At 59.0% G+C, this 20,014-nt stretch carries 14 protein-coding genes and 5 pseudogenes; 11 read left to right on the top strand and 8 right to left on the bottom strand.

Features of this window, described 5'->3' with window-relative positions:
- The 7 genes and pseudogenes from JFT80_RS17715 to JFT80_RS17680 all read left to right on the top strand — a co-directional run.
- Nucleotides 1-585, top strand: a 585-nt coding sequence (locus JFT80_RS17715; protein ID WP_201148734.1) for a hydantoinase B/oxoprolinase family protein, incomplete at its 5' end; no start/stop codon positions are given.
- Nucleotides 582-2,162, top strand: coding sequence for an FAD-binding oxidoreductase (locus JFT80_RS17710; RefSeq protein ID WP_201148733.1), 1,581 nt, complete (start codon nucleotides 582-584; stop codon nucleotides 2,160-2,162). The genes JFT80_RS17715 and JFT80_RS17710, both read left to right, overlap by 4 nt.
- A 24-nt stretch (nucleotides 2,163-2,186) precedes the next feature.
- Entirely contained in the window at nucleotides 2,187-3,389 is a 1,203-nt protein-coding gene (locus JFT80_RS17705) for a CaiB/BaiF CoA-transferase family protein (RefSeq protein WP_242482980.1), read from the top strand.
- 3 nt (nucleotides 3,390-3,392) lie between these two features.
- Nucleotides 3,393-4,243 (top strand): annotated as a pseudogene (locus tag JFT80_RS25620) (hydroxymethylglutaryl-CoA lyase).
- A 73-nt stretch (nucleotides 4,244-4,316) separates the two neighbouring features.
- The gene (leuC, locus tag JFT80_RS17690; RefSeq protein ID WP_201148730.1) at nucleotides 4,317-5,741 is read left to right on the top strand and encodes a 3-isopropylmalate dehydratase large subunit; all 1,425 of its coding nucleotides are present in this window, start codon (nucleotides 4,317-4,319) and stop codon (nucleotides 5,739-5,741) included.
- Nucleotides 5,729-6,388: a 3-isopropylmalate dehydratase small subunit gene (gene leuD, locus JFT80_RS17685; RefSeq protein WP_201148729.1), complete on the top strand. Its 660-nt coding sequence runs from the start codon at nucleotides 5,729-5,731 to the stop codon at nucleotides 6,386-6,388. The genes leuC and leuD overlap by 13 nt, the downstream gene beginning before the upstream one ends.
- 574 nt (nucleotides 6,389-6,962) lie before the next feature.
- Nucleotides 6,963-7,801 (top strand): annotated as a pseudogene (locus JFT80_RS17680) (transposase).
- Nucleotides 7,802-8,047: 246 nt separating this feature from the next.
- Here JFT80_RS17680 and JFT80_RS17675 read toward each other — a convergent pair.
- The 4 genes from JFT80_RS17675 to JFT80_RS17660 all read right to left on the bottom strand — a co-directional run bounded on the left by JFT80_RS17675 (nucleotide 8,048) and on the right by JFT80_RS17660 (nucleotide 12,321).
- Nucleotides 8,048-8,875, bottom strand: coding sequence for a DMT family transporter (locus tag JFT80_RS17675; protein WP_201148728.1), 828 nt, complete (start codon nucleotides 8,873-8,875; stop codon nucleotides 8,048-8,050).
- Between the two features lie 134 nt (nucleotides 8,876-9,009).
- On the bottom strand, nucleotides 9,010-9,564 hold the full coding sequence (locus tag JFT80_RS17670; RefSeq protein ID WP_201148735.1) for a YdeI/OmpD-associated family protein: 555 nt from the start codon (nucleotides 9,562-9,564) through the stop codon (nucleotides 9,010-9,012).
- A 265-nt stretch (nucleotides 9,565-9,829) separates the two neighbouring features.
- The gene (locus JFT80_RS17665; protein WP_201148727.1) at nucleotides 9,830-10,633 is read right to left on the bottom strand and encodes a glycosyltransferase; all 804 of its coding nucleotides are present in this window, start codon (nucleotides 10,631-10,633) and stop codon (nucleotides 9,830-9,832) included.
- 230 nt (nucleotides 10,634-10,863) lie between these two features.
- Nucleotides 10,864-12,321, bottom strand: coding sequence for an L-lactate permease (locus tag JFT80_RS17660; protein ID WP_201148726.1), 1,458 nt, complete (start codon nucleotides 12,319-12,321; stop codon nucleotides 10,864-10,866).
- 125 nt (nucleotides 12,322-12,446) lie between these two features.
- Here JFT80_RS17660 and JFT80_RS17655 point away from each other — a divergent pair, with 125 nt between their 5' ends.
- The gene (locus tag JFT80_RS17655) at nucleotides 12,447-12,935 is read left to right on the top strand and encodes an Lrp/AsnC family transcriptional regulator (protein ID WP_201148725.1); all 489 of its coding nucleotides are present in this window, start codon (nucleotides 12,447-12,449) and stop codon (nucleotides 12,933-12,935) included.
- 128 nt (nucleotides 12,936-13,063) lie between these two features.
- Entirely contained in the window at nucleotides 13,064-13,999 is a 936-nt protein-coding gene (locus JFT80_RS17650; RefSeq protein ID WP_201148724.1) for a LysR family transcriptional regulator, read from the top strand.
- Here the strand turns inward: JFT80_RS17650 and JFT80_RS17645 are convergent.
- Nucleotides 13,984-14,430, bottom strand: coding sequence for a heme-binding protein (locus tag JFT80_RS17645; RefSeq protein ID WP_201148723.1), 447 nt, complete (start codon nucleotides 14,428-14,430; stop codon nucleotides 13,984-13,986). The genes JFT80_RS17650 and JFT80_RS17645 overlap by 16 nt on opposite strands.
- A gap of 11 nt (nucleotides 14,431-14,441) precedes the next feature.
- Nucleotides 14,442-15,791 (bottom strand): amidohydrolase family protein, encoded by a 1,350-nt coding sequence (locus JFT80_RS17640; protein ID WP_201148722.1) that lies wholly within the window; start codon nucleotides 15,789-15,791, stop codon nucleotides 14,442-14,444.
- Between the two features lie 266 nt (nucleotides 15,792-16,057).
- On the opposite strand from JFT80_RS17640, the gene JFT80_RS17635 reads away from it, so the two are divergent.
- Nucleotides 16,058-16,252: a hypothetical protein gene (locus tag JFT80_RS17635; protein ID WP_201148721.1), complete on the top strand. Its 195-nt coding sequence runs from the start codon at nucleotides 16,058-16,060 to the stop codon at nucleotides 16,250-16,252.
- A 307-nt stretch (nucleotides 16,253-16,559) separates the two neighbouring features.
- Here the strand turns inward: JFT80_RS17635 and JFT80_RS17630 are convergent.
- Nucleotides 16,560-17,719 (bottom strand): annotated as a pseudogene (locus JFT80_RS17630) (alpha/beta hydrolase family protein).
- Between the two features lie 59 nt (nucleotides 17,720-17,778).
- Nucleotides 17,779-18,743: pseudogene (locus JFT80_RS17625) on the bottom strand (LysR family transcriptional regulator).
- 277 nt (nucleotides 18,744-19,020) lie between these two features.
- On the opposite strand from JFT80_RS17625, the pseudogene JFT80_RS17620 reads away from it, so the two are divergent.
- Nucleotides 19,021-19,966 (top strand): annotated as a pseudogene (locus tag JFT80_RS17620) (VOC family protein).
- Nucleotides 19,967-20,014: the final 48 nt, after the last annotated feature.

Genomic DNA, 20,014 nt, shown 5'->3' with positions numbered 1-20,014 from the left:
TTCCCGATGCGCATAGAGCGCTACGAGACCGTTGCAGATTCCGGTGGTGCCGGCAAGTTTCGCGGTGGTAATGGCATCAAAATGACCTACTGCTTCCTCGCGCAAGGCCAAGTCTCGATTCACGATGATCGTTGGTTCATACCTCCCTGGGGCGTCAACGGTGGGGAGCCCGCCCAGCGCTCGTGGAAGCTGCTGGAGCGTGCCAGTGGCGAGCAGATTTACCTGCCTGCTAAATGTGATGCGGTTCAGGTGCTGCCCGGCGACCGCTTGCACTTCGTGACCTGGGGCGCTGGCGGCTGGGGTGATCCACTGGAGCGCGATGCATCGCTCGTGGCCAAGGAGGTTCGCCAGGGTCTCGTGACGTTAAACGGCGCACGCGCTTACGGCGTGATCATCGGTGGCAACGGCGAAGTTGATCTCGCGGCAACCCAGGCTCTACGTGCCGATATCAGTGAATCACGTGGGCCTTTGCCGGTGTTCAACCGCGGGCCGGATATAGAAACGCTGCGTGCTACCTGTGAAGAGCAGACCCATCTTCCGGCACCAATAGCCCCGAGCTGGGCACGCGTGGAATCACAGGTGTGAAGCCGCTAATAGCTGCGGCCGATCCAGGGCTGCTGGCGGCGTTGAACGACCTTGTCGGAGTTACTCAGGTGCTCAGCGGCGAGGCCGTGGGGCCTTATAGTCATGATGTTTTCAGCGAACGCGAAAGGCCGCTCGCGGTGGTCATCCCGACCTCTGTCGAAATTCTTCAGGCCGTTGTCCGTTTGGCTGCTACACATCGTCTGACACTCACGGTGCGAGGAGGAGGCGCGTCCTACACGGAAGGCTACCTGCCAGCCCAACTAGGCAGCCTGATGCTTGATTTGCGTCAGCTTAAACGTATCCACGAGGTCAACGAAGAGGATGGATATGTCACCGTTGAGACTGGGGTGACTTGGGCCGCTCTGAAAGCCGAATTGGATTCGCGTGGGCTGCGTACGCCATTTCGCGGGCCGTTTTCTGGGTTAGTGGCCACTGTCGGCGGAACGGTCGCTCAGAATGGCATCAGCGTCGGCAGCGGGCGTTATGGGACTGCGGCGCAATCCGTGCTGTCGCTGGACGTGGTCATGGAGGATGGCCGGCTGTTGCGCACTGGCACCGCAGCACGGGGAAGTGCACCTTTCAGTCGCTCGTACGGACCAGACTTCACCGGTTTATTTACGGGCGACTGCGGGGCGTTCGGTATCAAGGCTCGAGTGACGCTACCTTTGTTACCAGCAACGCCAGAGCACGTTGGTGTTTCGTTCGCCTTCGATTCATTCGAAACACTTTATCGGGGAATGCGGACCGCTGCTCGCGTAGGGGTTGATGATACCCATTTCGGTCTAGACGCGGCTTTGTTACGCGGACAACTCAAGCGTGGGAGAACCCTAAAGGACACTCTCGATATTGCGCGCAATGTATTTGCTACCTCGCCATCATGGGTGGCCGGCTGCGCTCAATTGCTGCGCATGGGCCTGGCCGGCGAGCGGTCCATGAAAGCGGCGCCATACCTGGCCCACTACATCATCGAGGGGGCGGATCGGCACTCTGTTCACGCAGCTGTGCATCGATTAAGACAGGCCTTGAACGGGATCGGGAGGGAAATTGCCAACACCGTCCCTGCGGTCATTCGTAGCGAGCCGTTCGCAAAGATGTTCAATGTTGTTGGTCCCCAGGGCGAGCGTTGGGTACCGGTGCATGGAGTGCTGGCCAACTCGCGAGTGCTGGCTTTTCAGCGAGCATTGGAGAGCTTCATCGCTCAGCGCCAGGTCGACATGCAGCGGTTGGGCGTTTGGACTGGAACCATGTACGAGACCGTCGGCCCCGGTCAGTTCATGCACGAAACGGGGATTTACTGGCCTGATGAGTTAAGCGACTACCACCACCAGGCCCTCAGTCCGAAGCAGCTTCAGCGTTTGCCCGTGCATATACAAAACCTTGAAGCGCGCACTTGGGTCGTGCAATTCAAGAAAGATCTCGTTGCACTCTACGACCGCTTTGGTGCGACGCATTTTCAACTCGGTAAGGCTTACCCATACGCCGAACTTCTCGATCCGACTGCGCTAGACGTCGCGCGTTCGATCAATGCCGCGCTGGATCCTGACAACCGTTTGAACCCCGGTGCATTGGGCCTTTAGCCCTGCCTTTCTCCAAGAGGATTAATGATGAGCAAACCACTTGAAGGGATCCGCATCCTGGATCTGACCCATATGTTGTCTGGTCCATACGGCGGGATGATTCTTGCTGATCTTGGCGCCGACACCATAAAGGTCGAGCCATTGAGCGGCGAGGGGACGCGTGCATTACTGGCCAACGACCCGAACCATTCATATAAGGGAATGGGCGCTTATTTCCTGACTTTGAATCGCAACAAGCAGAGCGTTTGCATTGACCTCAAAAGTAATGCTGGGCTTCAAGTGTTCTACGACCTTGTCCGCAATGCAGATGTGGTTCTGGATAACTACAGCGCCGGTGTCCCAGCCAAGCTGAAAATCGACTACGACAGCTTGAAGTCAATCAACCCGCAGATCATTACCTGTTCTATTTCCGGCTTCGGCCAGGACGGGCCCAATTTTCAGCGGCCGGCCTTCGATCAAGTGGTCCAAGGCATAAGCGGCGGCATGTCAATTACCGGGCAAAGCGCCGGGCAGCCGACCCGCTCCGGCATACCGATCGGCGATCTGGGCGGCGGCATGTTTGCTGTGATGGGTATTCTCGCCGCGCTGCAGGCCCGGCACAGCAAGGGACACGGTCAGCATGTGGACATCAGCATGCTCGACTGTCAGATCAGTATGCTCAACTACATGGCTACCATGTACCTGCTGAGCGGCGTCAATCCGCAGCCGCTGGGCAATGGGCATTTTGTCCATGTGCCATACAACACATTCAAGACCGCTGATGGTTTTGTGATCATCGCAGTCATCTTCGACAGTTTTTGGGACAACCTAGTTGGCTTGCTCGAGGTTGAAGCACTGAAAGATCCGAAGTTTAAAACCCAACCGGTGCGACTGGCCAACCAAGCGTTTATCGAAGGAATACTCAACGAAGTGCTGGCAACCCGTGACACTCAGCACTGGGTTGAGGAGTTGGGACGGGTGCGGGTGCCATGCGCCCCGGTAAACAGCTTCAGTGAGGCACTAAACGATCCTCAGGTGCGTCACCGCAAGATGGTTGTCGAAATCGAGCACCCTGAAGGCGGGCACATAGAGGTGCCTGGTAACCCGATCAAACTTTCTGCCGACAGTTCCGACAGCTTCAGTCCCCCGCCGTTGCTGGGGCAGCACACTAATCAGGTTCTTGAGCAGGTGTTGGGTTACGACGCGGCTCAGATTGCGGCGCTCAAACAGCAGAATGTGGTGGGCTGAGCCATGAGTGGACTTGTGATTGTTAACGAGGTCGGGCCCCGCGACGGGCTGCAAATGCACCATCAGTCGCTGACTGTCGAACAGCGTTTAGGATTGATCAATGCCTTGCTTGCAAGTGGCATTCGCACTATCGAAGTGGGTAGTTTCGTCTCGCCCAAGGCTATTCCACAGATGGCTGACACGGCCGGACTGGTCGGACGCTTGCCCGTTCCGGAGCTGATGAGCTATTCGGCGTTAGTACCTAACCTGCGCGGCTATGAAATGGCCCTCGAAGCCGGTGTTACCAGTATTGCTGTAGTGCTATCGGCCACTGAAACAATGAATCAAAAAACATCCGCATGAGTTTGGAGCAGACAACCGAAGTATGCACGCAACTGATGGCGCGCGCGGCGGCTGATGGAATAGAGGGGCGTGCCTACATCGCGGTGGCATTTGAGTGTCCCTTTGAGGGTAAAACCCCGGAGCGTGTCGTTCAGACACTGGCGGAGCGCCTTCTAGAATCCGGAGCGAGCAAATTAATCATTGCGGATACCATCGGCGCGGCTAACCCGGTGAGCGTTCGTTCGTTGATGACGCGTCTCATCGCGATGCACGGACCTGCGCGTTTTTCCTGCCATTTTCACGACACTCGCGGCATGGCCTTGGCCAACGTGTTGGCCTCGCTGGAATGCGGTATTCGGGAATTCGACAGTTCCATTGGCGGGCTCGGCGGTTGCCCTTTCTCGCCGGGAGCCAGCGGTAATCTCGCAACCGAAGATCTGGTACTGATGCTGAGTGACATGGGCTATGAATGTGGAATCGGTCTCGATCAACTGGTCTCCGCCGTCGAGTATGCCGAGGCTTTGACGGGGTGAAATTGGGCGGGCGCAGCTACCGGTGGCTGCAGCGCCAACGTGAATTACGCGCTGTACCTCAAGGAGCAGTCCTGTGAGCGGAAGAACCCTGTACGACAAACTCTGGGATTCACACCGGGTTGCGGATCTGGATGACGGCTCCAGTCTGTTATACATCGATCGCCATTTATTGCATGAAGTGACTTCACCCCAGGCTTTTTCTAACTTACGTCTTGCCGGACGCAAGCCTTGGCGACTCGACACCACGTTGGCCACGCCCGACCACAACGTCCCTACCGAGGGCAGGGCTCTAGGGCTAGATGGCGTGGCCGACAAGATCGCCCGCGCGCAGATTTCGGTGTTGGAGAAGAACTGCGTCGAATTCGGCGTTCCGTTGTTTCCCTTGCATGATGTGCGTCAGGGTATCGTACATGTGGTCGGGCCGGAGCAGGGTTTGACATTGCCAGGTCTGACCCTGGTCTGTGGTGATTCACACACCGCCACCCATGGCGCTTTTGCCGCGCTCGCTCATGGCATCGGTAGCAGCGAAGTCGAACATGTGCTGGCTACACAGACGTTGCGTAGCCGTAAGCACAAGAACTTTAGAATCCAGGTCGACGGACAACTTGCCGACGGAGTGAGTGCTAAGGACCTGGCACTTCACATCATTGGCCACATCGGCACGGCCGGCGGCACGGGCTATGCGCTGGAGTTTTGCGGCAGTGCGGTGCGGGCCTTGTCAATGGAGGCGCGGATGACCTTATGCAACATGAGCATCGAAGCTGGCGCTCGAGTCGGTCTGATTGCCTTCGACAACGTGACGCAATCCTACGTGAAGGGCCGCCCCCTGGCGCCTTCGGGCGCAGAGTGGATTCAGGCCACCGAGGCATGGGCCGACTTGCAGTCGGACCCCCACGCCGTTTTCGATCGGGAGCTGCGATTAGATGCGGCGCACATCTCGGAGCAACTCACCTGGGGTACCTCCCCAGAAATGGTCATACCTTTCGATGGCCGCATACCGACACTGGATATGGCCCGAGATGCGCTGCAGCGCCTTGATTGGGAGCGAGCACTCGATTACATGTCGCTGCAGGCTGGTCAGTCGCTGTTGGGTTTACCCTTGGACAAGGTGTTTATAGGCTCTTGCACTAATGCGCGGATCGAGGACCTGCGTGCTGCTGCGCATGTGGTCCTTGGGCACAAGGTACACGCGAGGATTAAGCAGGCCATAGTGGTGCCAGGTTCCGGACTGGTGCGCGAGCAGGCTGAAGCGGAAGGATTGGACTTAATATTCATCAGCGCCGGGTTTGAATGGCGTGATCCCGGCTGCTCGATGTGCTTAGGCATGAACGCTGATCGGCTTGAGCCGGGCGAGCGCTGCGCTGCCACCTCCAATCGCAATTTCGAAGGACGTCAGGGAAAGGGCGGACGTACTCATTTGTTGTCGCCGCGAATGGCCGCCGCCGCCGCAATCGCCGGGGCTTTGACCGATCCGAGGAGTCTCTCATGCAACCCCTAACTCAACACCGGGGCATTGTCATCCCGTTCAACCGTGCCAACATCGACACCGATGTACTTTTACCTAAGCAATACCTGAAAAGTCTGGAATCGTTCGGCTTTGGAGATTTCCTGCTAGACGATGAGCGTTACCTGGATCCTGGAGAGGTCGATACGCCTATTTCCGATAGGCGTCGCAATCCAGCGTGCATCCTCAATCAAATTCCCTACAGCGCAGGGACTGTTTTGCTCGCGCAAGCCAATTTTGGCTGCGGTTCCAGCCGCGAGCATGCCGTCTGGGCCCTCCGCGACTTTGGTGTTCGGGTAATGATCGCGCCCAGTTACGGCGATATTTTTTCTAACAACAGTTTTAACAACGGCATGCTGCCAATTGTATTGCCACAAGCAGACATCGACGTCCTGTTCAAAATGCTAGAGGGTGGAGCTCGGCTGGAGGCTCAAATCAACGTTGCTGCGCGAACTCTCGTGGTGGGTGATGTACGTTGGACATTCGAGTTGGAGGAGGGACGGCGCCAAAGCCTAATGCAAGGACTGGATGAAATAGCACAGACCTTGTTGCAGTCGGAGCGGATCAAGGCCTATGAATTCAATCGAGGAGCGCGTGCGCCTTGGGTTTTTGGTCGGGTTACTCCAGATAAGGGGTTCTAAGCGAAAGTTGAGCCTTGCGCGACTGACTGCGTTTTGGATGTTTGCGGCCACGTGACAAGCGGGAGTAATGTCAAAAACAGTCAGTCGCCTGCATTAAGCATCTCTATTAATGCGGTATGCATTCACTTGGAATCAAGATTTCCTTCAGTAGCGTTCGTGATTCTTAAAAGCTTTGAAAGCTAGGCAGATAGTTTCCGACATAATTTAAAATATTCTGAGTCATCTGGCGACGCAGCGGGCAATTGAGATTATGCAGTTACTGTCGGACCGATAACGCGGTCAAAGCGAGTATCACTGCGTTGATATTAAAGAAGAAGGGGGCGTGTGCCGAAGCGACGAATCCTGAGCGTTTCCCTACCGAGCAGGTTTTTTCCTCTCCAGTCATTCCTGTCGAACGCCTTCGGGCCGAGTCCTAGCGTTCACCAACGGGAGTAATGGTCAAATCAGGCCCCTCGTGACTGGCAGCTTTTGGCTGATTTCTGCCAGTCGCCACCGGCAGAAATCGACCCAGGCTGTGTGAAAACTCCCGCAATTGTCTAATCTTCTGATCGTCGAGATCGTAGCGGGGGCGAACATGAAGCGATTTATTGAAGGTGAGGCTCGGACGCAAGTCACCTTGCTGCCGGAGTATCTGGACGATTACGTAGCCGAAGAAAATTCAGTGCGCATGGTCGATGTTTTCGTCGATGAACTCGACCTGGGATCACTTGGTTTTGAGGGAGTCGATCCTGCCGCTACGGGTCGCCCGGCCTGTCACCCAGCGGTGTTACTGAAGATCTATATCTACGGCTATCTCAATCGGATTCAGTCCAGCCGCCGGCTTGAGCGAGAGGCCTAGCGCAACGTCGAGTTGATGTGGCGAACGGGGCGTTTGGCTCCGGGCTTCAAAACCATTGCCGACTTTCGCAAAGACAACGGCAAAGCCATTCGCCGCGTGTGCCGCCAGTTCATAGTGCTTTGTCGCAACCTCAATCTCTTCTTCCAGTCGATCATCGCCATCGACAGCAACAAATTCAAAGCCGTCAATAATCGCAACCGCAACTTCATTCAGGGCAAATGACGGAAGACGGCATGTTATTGCATTGTTAATACTTCTCAGGCTGCCAGTCCTGCTCAATACAAAAGCAATGTACGACGGGTAAGGAGCGCCGTGTGAAGCTCTGGGAATATGAGTCGGTGGTCGACGCGATGCAGGTTCGGCTAGAACATTATCCAGCGATGATGAGGGTTCGTCGACAGACCGTTGACCATCCTTTTGGAACGCTCAAGTGCTGGATGGGAAGTACCCACTTCCTGACCATAACCCTGCCGAGGGTGAGCACTGAGATGAGCCTTCACGTGCTCGCCTACAACCTCAAACGAATGATGAGCATCTTCGGCATCGCAGGGCTGCTTGAGGCGATCAGGGCGTGAACCCAGCCGCTTGGCTCGCCAGTTAGAAGCCGTTTGGGCCGCTGACGCGGCCCAAACGGCATTACGAACGTCTACGTCACTGACTAAGCTAATTCGCGCTTTCGCCCGCTGATTCCATAGGCAACCCTCGCGACTTTCAGTTTTCGAGGTGTTTAGCGCGTTTTCACACAGCCTGAAGCTTTTACTGACTGTCCTAACCGGCTGAAGTCGACCCCAAAACTGACAATCGACTCTGAGTCCCTGCCGTCAGCCAATGATGATCGTGCCGATGGCAATCACCGCACATGCCAGAATCTTACGAATAGTCAGTGTCTCACCCAGGAAAAAATATCCGATCAGCACCGCGAACAACACGCTGGTTTCGCGCAGGGCCGATACTGCTCCCATGGGTGCCGCGGACATGGCGTAAATGACGATTCCATAGGCCAGAAGTGAAACCAGCCCTCCGATGAAGGCCGTCATGAACCCGGGACGTAAGGTGAACAGACTCTTCGCGTCGCGCATGCCGACATACACCAACGGCATCAAGACGCCCCACAAGGCGCACATCCATACCGTGTATGCCATCGGCGCTCCTGACAGGCGTACGCCAATGCCATCCGTCACGCTATAAGCGGCAATGAAACAACCGGTGCCCAGGGCGTAAGGCAGACTCGGGACAGCCAGCTTGCGTCCTTTGAAGGCGAGCGAAATGATGCCGCCTGACACCAGCAAAATGCCAAACATCACGGCTGCGCCGACCGTTTCCCCGGCAAAAACCGAAGCGGCGAGGGTGATCAGGACAGGCGAGGAGCCCCGCGAGATTGGGTAAGTTTGCCCAAGGTCTCCAACCTTGTAACTACGCACCAGGAACAGGTTGTAGCCAACGTGCAGGACCGCCGAAAGGACTGCATAGAACCAACTGGCTTTGGCCGGGGGCTCCAAAAACAACGCTATTGCGACGCTGGCGATGGCTACCGCCACGCACATGATCGTCATCGACCAAAGTCTGTCGGCGCCACCGCGCAACGCGGCATTCCAGCTGGCATGCAAAAGCGCTGCGAAAAGTATGAGCAAGATGATGTGATATGGCATGCACGATCCTGAGCACTTGGGCACCGTGATTAAAGCAAAGTCCCTTCATCACTTAATGAGTAAGACCCTCATGCTCATCAACATCCTTTTGCGGCCCTATCCGATTCTGTCAGTAGCCACTGCGAATGGTTCAGTTAAAGATTTTCGGCCTCAGGCGCACTGAAGGCCTTACTGTAGTAACCAGACTGATCAAAACAGCACACGTGCTTCTTGCCGGACGCAAGCATTTCGCAGGCATCACCCATTCGTTTTGCGCGTGTCTTGAGTTGCTTGGCTGAAGTAATCCAGTGTATCCAGTCCACCCGTGCGATGGTCGTCGTACTGTTCCAGACTTCGCGCGCCTCTGGAGTGGCTGCCAGTGCCTCCTGGAAATCTGCCGGGACGTCAGGCTCAGGCTCCTTCTTGGCTGGGCTTAGCCCTATCGTGACCCTATCCCCAGCGGCCGCGCCTGCGGCCTCGCTTAATTCCTTACTGACCCGCAGCCAATGGCTCAGCTGACCATCGGGCTCGAGCGTTGCCTGGAATGGGTGCCCATTGAGCGTGCCTTCAACCGTCGTCCTTCCTCGCCTCGGCAGTTGTTCGCTCGCATCTTTGGGCAGTACCAAAAATGTCCACGACTTATCATCACCAGGCTTTGCCGGACGAAGCAGCTTTGCTTCGAAGCGGGATTTCACATCGGTTGTTGTCATCGCATCGCCTGCAACTGTTACCTGACTATTGCTTGTCATTTGAACACAACGGCTACACCAACTGGCGAACTCCCAAAGACATGAGCAACCCGCCACACAGCCGATCGGTCGCTTTTTTCCTGCATTGGTACGCGCGAGTAATCATGGGTTGCGAAAGGGCGATTGCGACCATGCCATACCAAATCGCGCAGACCACTACTACAACGCCCAGCATCGACAAAAAAGTGCCAGCCGAAACGTGGGCAGGCGCTGCTGAGGTCTGCGCTTATTGCGCAAAGCCGGTTTTGCCGATGCGTTTGAGCATCTCGTTGTACATCTTGCTGCGACGGTGGGCAGTGCTGTAGCCGCCGGCGGCAGCGACTGTGCCGGCCTGGATGTGGTCCAGGTACTTGAATATCGTGCCGGGCGAAATGAATTCGACGGTGTATCCCATCTCGACCATGCGGTCTTGCAGCGTGTACCCGGGCACACGATCATCCAGCTGGAAATGCAGATCATGCTGCTTCATCAACCCACAGTTCCACAGGGTGCAAAAACTCTTCAGGTGGACTTCACGCCAGGGCTTCGGGTCTTTGGAGCGCAGCCCCAAGGTTTGTTTCAGGCGGCGGTAATGGTGTTTGTACAGCCGCGAAGCATAACGCCAGGCAGACCTGATCACCCCGCGATCCAGTTGCTCGACACAGCCTGCGGCCGCGACCTGCGGATCGTTGATGCATTTGCTCAACATCATGTCGAACACGGATTCATCGTAGATGAAGGTGTCGGTGTGCAGCAGGAACAGGTAGTCGGTTGTGACGCGCGCCAGCGCCATGTCGAGTGCTCTGCCGTGCGCCATATGGCCCGCTTCCGGGCCGGCTGACTTGCGTTCGATCAGGTTGATCCAGTTCAGCGAGCGCAGGTATTGGACGCTCTCATCCGCGGAGTCGTTGTCAACGACCCAGACCGGGATATTCCGGTGCCCCACGTGTTTGTATAAAAGGTCGAGGCAGGCTTTGGTGATGTCGAGTGTTTTGTAATTAACCAGAACAATGCTGAAGGGAGTGTTCGTGTTGTTTGAAAGATGCTTCATAACCTGAATGCCCAGTTATTGTTTGCGCTTGGTTTGTGCTGCGGTGTAAGTGGGCGCGAGAGTAAGTAAACGACCTTAAGTGAAACTTAATCTCGCCGGGTTCCAGCCAAAAGCGCGGGCATGCGCTGATGTCCATCGGCATCGATGTAGCCCAGATCGCCAGACTTTCATGCCCCGTTCGTCGAACGAGGAATCTGGGTGACAGAGCGGTTTTAGGCGATCGCTCGCTGTTACCCAAGCCACCCCACCAGCAGCATCGCGCTCAAAGCCACCAACGCCGTATTCAGGCAAACCAGCCCGAAGCCAAACCTCACCAGTGCGCTTTCCTCGCTGGCCTGGGTCTTCGCCAGCCCCAGGATCAGCATGACGATCGACAGCGAACCCAGTGCGGCATGTCCTGCCGCGCTGTTCTGCACGGCGGCCAGCAACAGGCGCGAGGCGTCGGGGAGCATCGCGATGGCCGGCATGAAGATCGCGTTGCCACCGACGTTCGATCCGGTCATGTAACCCGACAGGGCGCCCAGCAGGCTAACCACAGATGTTGCTGCGGTGGGCGACAGGCCAGCGAGCAGTTGCATCAGGCCCGCGAGGAATCCGGCCTTGACCATCATCTGCGACATCGCCAGGAAGAAAAAAATCGTCAGCAAGGGGCGTTTCGCCCGAACCGCCAATGCCGTCAGCCAACCAACGACCGGCCCCGTCTGGCGTGGCGTGTTGCGCGCGTAGAGGCCCAGGCCGATCAGCACCAGGATCAGCGCCACGCCCGGTGAAGCCAAGGGTTTCCACGTCACCTGGGCGCCCTGGACGATCCAGAGATCCTGCCAGCCGGTGATGCTCCACAGCGTTTTCAAGCCGACGATGAAGACGATCAGCAGCACATAAGGCCAGGCCTGTCGCGGCCATTGCACCGTGCTGCGGGTGGTTGCGCTGCGCCGCCGCCACAGGCCTGCAGCCAGTACGGCGCTGGCGGTGAACAGGCCGGCGGCAACGCCGGCTACTTCCGGGCCCAACCAGCGGCTGGCAGCGTAGAGCACGGCCACGAACAGCAGCCAGAAAACGCCCAGCGCCTGCCATTCCCGCAGCTCGCGCACGCCTGCCAGGTACAACGCCATGGCACTCAGGGCAAGAAACACCGGGGCGCTGGTGAGGGCCGAAGTCGCAGCCAGGGCCGGCGCGTCCAGATGTGCCAGCGAGGCGCCGATCACCGAGGCCAGGCCCAGGGTGCCCCACGGCATGATCGCCATGCCGGCCAAGGCGATGCGCAGTGCGACCTGGCGATCGAACAGGCTCAGCAGTAGTGGCACGGTGGCGATCAGCGACACGCCAAAACCGGTCATGGCTTCCAGCAACGGTGCCAGTCCGAGAACGATGAACACCAGTTGATCGCCGCGTCCCAGTCCCAGCGAACGCACCCATTGGCTCAGGGCCAGATTCACGCCCAGACGCTCGATGACGATGACGAACGCCAGCCCCGGCACAATCACGAAAGCGGTGCTGGCGAACAGCACGACGGTGTCTTCGGCGGCGGCGAGCAGGCTCGCCCATTGCCACGCATCAGCGATACCGGCGAGCCACAGCACTACCACCAACAACGTGCCTGCGATGGCTGCGTGTACGGGTGGGCGGCGCAGCACGACGAGCATGGCGGTGACCAACAGGACGGGAGAAAGATGAAACAGAGCGACCATGCCAATGAAATCCTGTGTGAGTTCGCGCTGCGAATGCAGGCGGCGAGCACGATAATATTTCTCACGATCAGATAAAGGGTCGCGGTTTTCTGCTAGTTTTCGAGAAAATTTCTCACGGATTGACCATGGCCAAAAACCTCGCAGCTTTCGACTCACTGGACAAGTTCGACCGGGCCATCCTCGACCTCGTCCAGCGCGACAACACCACGCCGTTGCGCCTGATGGCCGAGCAGGTAAACCTCAGCACAGCCGCTGTTCAGCGCCGTATCAAACGAATGGAAGAAGCGGGCGTCATCACCGGCAATGTCGCCATTGTCGACCCGACGGCGGTAGGGCGACCGATTACCATCATTGTCGAAGTGATGGCCGAACGTACCAGTATCGAGGCCCTGGAGGCGATCAAAGCCCACTTCGCCGTGCCGCAGGTGCAGCAGTGCTATTACGTCACTGGCGAGGTGGATTTTGTGCTGATATTGACCGTCGCCAGCATGCAGGAATACCAGCTACTGGCGCGGAAACTGTTTGCCGAAAACGCTAACGTCACCTGGTTCAAGACCATCGTGGCACTGGACCGGGTGAAGGTCGGGCTTGAGGTGCCGAGCCTGGCGGGGTAACGGCACAATCGCACCCTGGCAGGCGATGTAGTGTTTTTCGTGATAGCTCGTAACGGAGCTTGCGATTGGTCCTCGGCTCAACGTCTGTTTAGGGTTGCTGCAGCAATTCTCAGCCGTAGTGGAGCTGTATGCGTTATCGACGTCTCGACCTGAACCTTCTGGTGGCCCTGGACGCCTTGCTCAGCGAATGCAGTGTGAGCCGGGCGGCCGAGCGCTTGTGCCTGGGCCAGTCTGCGGCAAGTTCAGCGCTGGGGCGCCTGCGCGAACACTTCAACGACCCGTTGCTGGTGCAGGTTGGCCGGCGGCTGGAGCCGACAGCGCTGGGCCTGGAGCTGCTGCCGAAAGTGCGTGAGGCCCTGGCGCTGACACGGGACATCGTCGATTCGCCGGTCGGGTTTGACCCCGCCACCTGTACCCGTCAATTCACGTTGGTGGCCTCGGATTACGTGGTCGGAGTACTCCTGCCTGCCGTAAGTCTTGAGTTGGCACGAGTCGCTCCCGGGGTGCGATTGAGCCTGCGCGACCTGCCTGCACCGCGCGACGGTGACGTGGTCAGCGAGGCGCTGGATTACCGTCGCAGTGATGCCGTGATAGTGCCGCAGCGCCGCTTGAATCCGGCGTACCCCCACGTGCCGCTGCTCAACGATGAGTTGTGCTGCATCGTTTGCGCGGGGCAGGCGCAGTTTGCCGAGGGCCTGAGCCTGGCCAGCTACTGTGCGGCGGAACATGTGGTGCGCGAGTTCTCCGACGGGCGAAACCTGGCGATGGATGCCGTGCACCTGCAGGAGCTTGGCGTGCAACGGCGAGTCGCGGTGGCCGTGGAAAGCTTTGCGCTGATCCCGGAGTTTGTGATGGGTACCGCGCGTATCGCTACGGTATTTCGTCGTCAGGCCCAGGGTTTTTCCCGGCGGTACCCGCTGCGGATCCACCGCGCACCGCTGGCGTTTCCCGCCGCTACCCAAGTGCTGCAGTGGCACCCTTACCAGGAACATGATCCGGCGATGCGCTGGTTGCGCCGACTGCTGGTAGAACAGGCGGCGATGCTCGATCAGCCTGGAGGTTGATCGCCGGTGTCCGCTATCAAGCCGACCTGATCGATGGCCTGCACGGCGCAGCGCTCGTCGTTGTCCGAGGTATCGCCGCTGATGCCGATGGCGCCGATGAGTTGCCCCTGGGCGTTACGAATCAGTACACCGCCTGCCACGGGAATCACTTCGCCGCCGGTCAAACTGTTGATCGCATCAAAAAATGCCGGCATCGCTTGCGCACGCCGCGCCAGTTCCCGTCCGCCGAAACCCATGCCCAGGCAGCCGCGAGCCTTGCCAGTGGCGATTTGCGGGCGCAGGAAACTGGCGTGCTCATCGCGCAGTACGGCCAGTGGATGACCGGCGGAGTCCAGTACGGCTGCGGCCATGGGCTTGAAGCCCGCTTGACGGGCGAGGCGAATGGCACGGCTCGCCAGGTCTGTGGCAGTGAGCAGATCGAGTTGTTGCATGTCAGCAGTCCTCATAAGGCCCACTTGCCCAACTGGGCTACGCGGTCGCGAGTGTACAGATCGGTCCATTTCAACGAGTTGAAGTCGCTGACCTGCTTGGGGTTGTAGGGGCTGCGCTCCATACTCACCGGCTGGCCGCCCTTGTACACGGCTTTCAGGCGAGAGCGATCCTGCAGCAGACGGATGTCCTGTAATGGCGAGCCGTCGAGCAGCAGGAAGTCGGCCTGTTTCCCTACTTCCAGAGTGCCCAGGGTCTCGCCCCGTGGCATGCAGCGCGCGCCGACGTTGGTGGCTGCATGCAGGGCTTCGGCCGGCGTAAAGCCGAGCCGCGTCACCAGCAATTCAAGCTCGCGGGCGTGCCACTCGCCGTAAGGCGTCACCGCAAAACCGCTGTCACTGCCGCAGGCGAACGGGATGCCGGCCGCTTTCGCGCGTTTGAGCACGGCTGAGCCGATCTCCAGGGTTCGAGCGCAGTAACCGGCGTAGCCGGTGGTGATGGCCGGGTCGTGGGGCTGGCAGAAATCGACGGTGTTCTGCGGAAACGTCATGGTGGGTGCCAGGATGCTGCCGGCTTCGAGCAAGGCTTCGATGCACGCGTCGTCCATGTAGAACGCGTGGAAGACCAGATCGACGCCGGCGCGCGCGGCGTACATCACCGCCTCGCGACCGTAGGCATGGGTGGCGACCTTGCAGCCCAGGCGATGGGCCTCGGCCACCATTTCGTAAGTTTCTTCGGCGGTGAACGCCGCGATGATTTCACCGTTGGGGCGGCGATGGGTGCCGTCCATGGCAATTTTGATCAGGTCGACGCCATCCTTGGCTTGTTTGCGGATTTCCGCCAAGGCATCGCTGCGGCTGGTCACCAGGCATGCGGTGAAAAATTCCGGGGCACCCATGCGGCTCGGGAACCAGTCGTTGAGGCTCTGCCGATTGGTGATGACCCGGCTGCTGGCGGCAATTCGCGGCCCTTCGAACAACCCGGCACCGATGGCGTTGCGCACGGCGATGCTGAGCTGGCCACTGTCACCGGGGCACACCATGCTGGTGACGCCGGCCGCCAGCACATGCTGGGCGAAGAACATGCCGCGCAGGGCGCGGAACTCGTCGCTGGTCCAGATATCGATGTCTTCTTCGCTCTGCGCATTGCCGAATGCCAGATGAGTATGCACATCCACCAGGCCGGGCATGACAAAGTTGTCGCCGGCGTCCACCACGGTGTCGCCGGTTAGGGGTGCAGGCGCGGACAGGGTCGGGCCGACGTACCTCAGCAGACCGTTTTCAACCACCAGGGTTTGCTGCTGACGGGTGTCGAGGCCGGTGCCGTCGAACAGTGTTTGGCATTTCAGGTGCAGGCTAGACATGGGGTTTTTCGCTTGGCTGATTGTTATGCGAAAAGAGACTAGGGGCGCGGGCAGGTTCAACACCAACAGATTGCATCGATGGCGACGTATTGACCGGGTCAATAGGTCTGCAAGCCTTGGTTTACTTGGCTTGTGGGCGATGGAAGGTGTCGGAGGGAGAGTATCGCGAGTCACGATGGCAGGCATCTTCATCGACGATTTTTACTGCGCAGGTGCGCCGTTTAGGGTGCGCGCTTGTCAATCCACCGAGAGTCAGGAAGATGCCTGTGAAAACCCAACTGCTGCAATTGGAAACCGAACGCCGCCGGGCGCTGGTCGAAGAGGATTATGCCCGAGTCGCCGAACTGTTCGCCGATGACCTGGTGTACGTACACACCACTCGTTCCACGCTACTCGTTCACCTAGCTGACTTCCGCCCTGCCACAACGCAGGTGCGAGCAGGAGTACCCAGGTCAAACTAAAGGAGCCGGCTTGCTGGCGATCGCAGCACCGCGGTGTGCCAGGCGCACCGCCATCGCGAGCAAGGTTTGCTCCCACAGTGCTATGGAAGTGCCGGACTGTAGGAGCCGGCTTGCTGGCGATCGCGGCACCGCGGTGTGCCAGGCGCACCGCCATCGCGAGCAAGCTTTGCTCCCACAGTGCTATGGAAGTGCCGGACTGTAGGAGCCGGCTTGCTGGCGATCGCGGCACCGCGGTGTGCCAGGCGCACCGCCATAGCTGGCAAGTCAGGCTTCCTGCAATGGCGTTTTGAATAGGCCGATCAATCCATCAGCCAGTGTGCCCACCCAGCGTTTCAGCCACCCAGTCCGCAATGTACTGCCCGGCATTAATGCTGTTATCAAAGCTTGAATGCTGCACCCCACCTTCGCGTTCAGTGAATATTTTCAGCTCGCGCTTTGGGCTGTTGACCAGTTGCTCGTAGGTGCGATGTGCCCACTTCAATGGAATCTGTGAATCCTTTTCCCCGTGGGTCACCAGGAACGGCACCTTGATCCGGTCCAGCACGCCGTCCAGGTGGACGTTCTCGGCGATGCTCATGAACTCGTCGACATCGTTCGCGCCCCACACCCAGCACACGTGCGACCAGTAATGCGGTACCGGGAAGCTGCCTTCTTTTTCCAGGCGACGTTTTTGCACATCTCGCCAGTCGTGGTTCGCGCCCCATACCACGCCGCAAGCGAAGCGCGGTTCGAAGGCCACGGCGCGCGGGCAGTAGTAACCGCCCAACGAGACACCTTCCATGCCGATACGCCGGGCATCCACATCACTGCGGGTTTCAAGCCAGTCGACGACGCGGCTGGCCCAGTGCTCCGCTGTCGTAACGGGCAATCAGGTTGTGCAGGCGCAAGGCTTCACCGGTGCCCGGTTGGTCGATGATCAGCGAAGACACCTCCGCGTTTGGCCAGCCAGGCGGGGAGGCCGACGCGGTATTTCATTTCCTTGGTCGAATCCAGCCCGTTGACCTGCACCAGGATCGGCGCCGGCCCGCTCACGCCTTCGGCGCGTACCAGCAAGCCGGAAATATGTGCGCCCTCGTAGGGGATCTCCACTCGCTCGCAGTTCTCCCGGGACAGTTCGATGCCGCGTTTGAACGTCTGCAGGAAGCGCTGGTACAGCTCGGTGCGGCCCGCTGCGCCATGGGCCTGCAGGCGCTCGCAGGTCAGGTAGTAGGTGGCGGCGCGGTTGTATTTTTCGCCTGCAGACAACAGCCGGCCCGACGTTTCGTCTTCCTCGGCCAGCCCGCAGAGTTTGTCGGCCATTTTCGCCCAGGTCTCGCGGAAGGCCTTGGTACCGGCGGCGTCGGGTTGGCGGGCGGCCTCCTGCAGCGGCGCGCACATCTCTTCGATTTCGCCCATGCGGGCGCCCATCTCGATGGCCAGGTTGACAGAAAGATTCCACACGTAGTTGGTTGGGAAATAGCGGAACATGGTTTTTGTTGTCCTTGTGGTTGCCTTGGCGTTCCCACGGCACGTTAAGGACGACCCGACTATTTGGCCAATCGTGACGCGGGATGGGAGGTATCGCGAGCGGCGATAGGATGTTCCCTCAAGGTGCTGGATGAATTCGCTGATGCGATCGCGCAGCCAGCGATGCATGGGGTCGCCGTCGACGCTTCGGTGCCACAGCATCACTTCACCGCATCACCGGTATCTTCACCGGCGGCTGCAGGATCCGCAGCGGCAGATGCAGGGCGTACACGCCAGCCGCTGGTGCATGGTCGCGATGCGCTGGGTGCCGACGACCAGCTGCGGCAGGGGTGTTGAAGTCGTTGGTAATCACTTCCAGCCGGCGATTGAAGCCGTACTGGTTCATGCAGACCATTCCTCGATGACTCATGTGCCGGGTGCGCCCGAAACCGACGGAAACGTGGCCCATTTCCATGTACTGCTCAGGCGTCAGGCTGTCCCCCACTTGCGTGTTGCCCTGCCACACCACGCACACGTGTTCTTCCTCGAACAGCAGCTTGGAAGGGTGGCCGTCGATGGTGTAGCGCTCCGGCACGATCATCAAGTCGACCTCGCCGCGAACCAGCAATTCGCCGGAGTTATCGCTGGGGCCGAGCATCTCGAAGGTGATGTTGGGCGCTTCCTGGTGGATTTTCTGAATCACCTGGGCGAACAGCACGCTGATCAGGTAGTCCGAGGTCACCAGCCGAAAGTGGCGCTTGCTGGTCGCGGGGTCGAACACCGGTTTGGCGGTGATGGACGACTGGATGGTCAGCAGCACTTCACGTACCGGCTTGGCCAGTTCCAGCGCGTAGTTGGTGGGTTGCATCTTGCGCCCCACCTGCACCAGCAACTCGTCTTCGAAATAGCTGCGCAGGCGTCCCAATACGCCGCTGGTGGCGGACTGTGTCATGTGCAGGCGTTCGGCGGCGCGGGTGATGTTCTGCTCTTCGAGCAATACATCGAGCGCCACCAGCAGGTTCAGGTCCAGGTGATTGAAACGCATCGGGCACGTCCATTGTTGTATTTATTTTCGCGATACATTCGGACGAATACAGTGCCGCGTCAAGCCTGCCTCAAGTCGACCTGACGTGGCATCAGGTATCGCGTTTGCCGATAGGTCGCATCCCGGACATGCGATTAGTCAGCTGCCCAGGGTCCAGTCAATCTTCGCCGCAGTCGGACCTTGAGCCGACACCACCACCGGGTTCGTTGCCAGGCTGATCCTGACGCTGAGCGTTCAGTTGCTGTTCCCGGATCATAATTTCAATGGAGTGGTTGCCATGAACATCATTGGCCTTGATGCCCTGATTTTTGGCGTCGATGACATCCAAGCCTGTACCGATTGCCTGCGTGACTACGGCCTTGAGCCGGTTGCCGTGAGCAGTGAGGGCGGGCGGTTTGAAGCACTGGACGGCACTGCCGTGATCATTCGCCGAGCCGACGACCCCGGTCTGCCGGCGGCCATCAGGCCCGGCGCGCGTCAATTCGCGAAACCGTATACGGTGTCGCCAGCAGCGCTGACCTCGACGCGATCGAAGACGAACTGGCCCGGGATCGCCAGGTCACCCGCAGCCCCGATGGCGTGCTGCACAGCGTCGATGACATGGGCTTTGCCATCGCCTTCCAGGTCACGGTGCGCAGGGCGTATACCGCCCCGGACGACCTGACCAACGCCGCCGGCCACGCGCCGCAGCGACCTCTCAACCAGCCGGGGATCACCCTCGACATGAGCGCGGCGCCGCGCACTTTGTCCCATGTGGTGTATTTCGTTCCGGACGCGGTCAAGGCCGAGGCGTTCTACGCCGAGCGCCTGGGTTTCAAGACCACCGACACCTTCATCGGTGCCGGGCCGTTCATGCGCCCGGCCGGTTCTGATGATCATCATTGCCTGTTCATGATCCAGACCTCGCCGCACATGAAAGGCTGCGAACACTTCACCTTCCACATGGGCAGCGGCACCGAAGTGCTGTTGGCCGGCACCCGCTTCGAGCAAAAAGGCTGGACCAGTTTCTGGGGCCCGGGCCGTCACCTGTTTGGCTCCAACTGGTTCTGGTACTTCAACAGCCCCTTGGGTTGCCACATCGAATACGACGCCGACATGGACAAGCACGATGACGCCTGGGGAGGCGCGCCGCGCGCCATTGTCAGCGGATAACTCGCAGTTGTTCCTGTTCAACTCGAAAGAGAAATGGGCACCTCGGTGGCCCGCCACCCAAGCTCGGTTGAAGGCGGGTTTGAGCGATGAACCAGCGCGAGATTGGGCTATGCCGCGCG

The organism is Pseudomonas sp. TH10 (assembly GCF_016651255.1).
GTDB lineage: Bacteria > Pseudomonadota > Gammaproteobacteria > Pseudomonadales > Pseudomonadaceae > Aquipseudomonas.
Note: the sequence above shows the minus strand (reverse complement) of the source record. Positions and strands in the feature narration are given on the sequence as shown.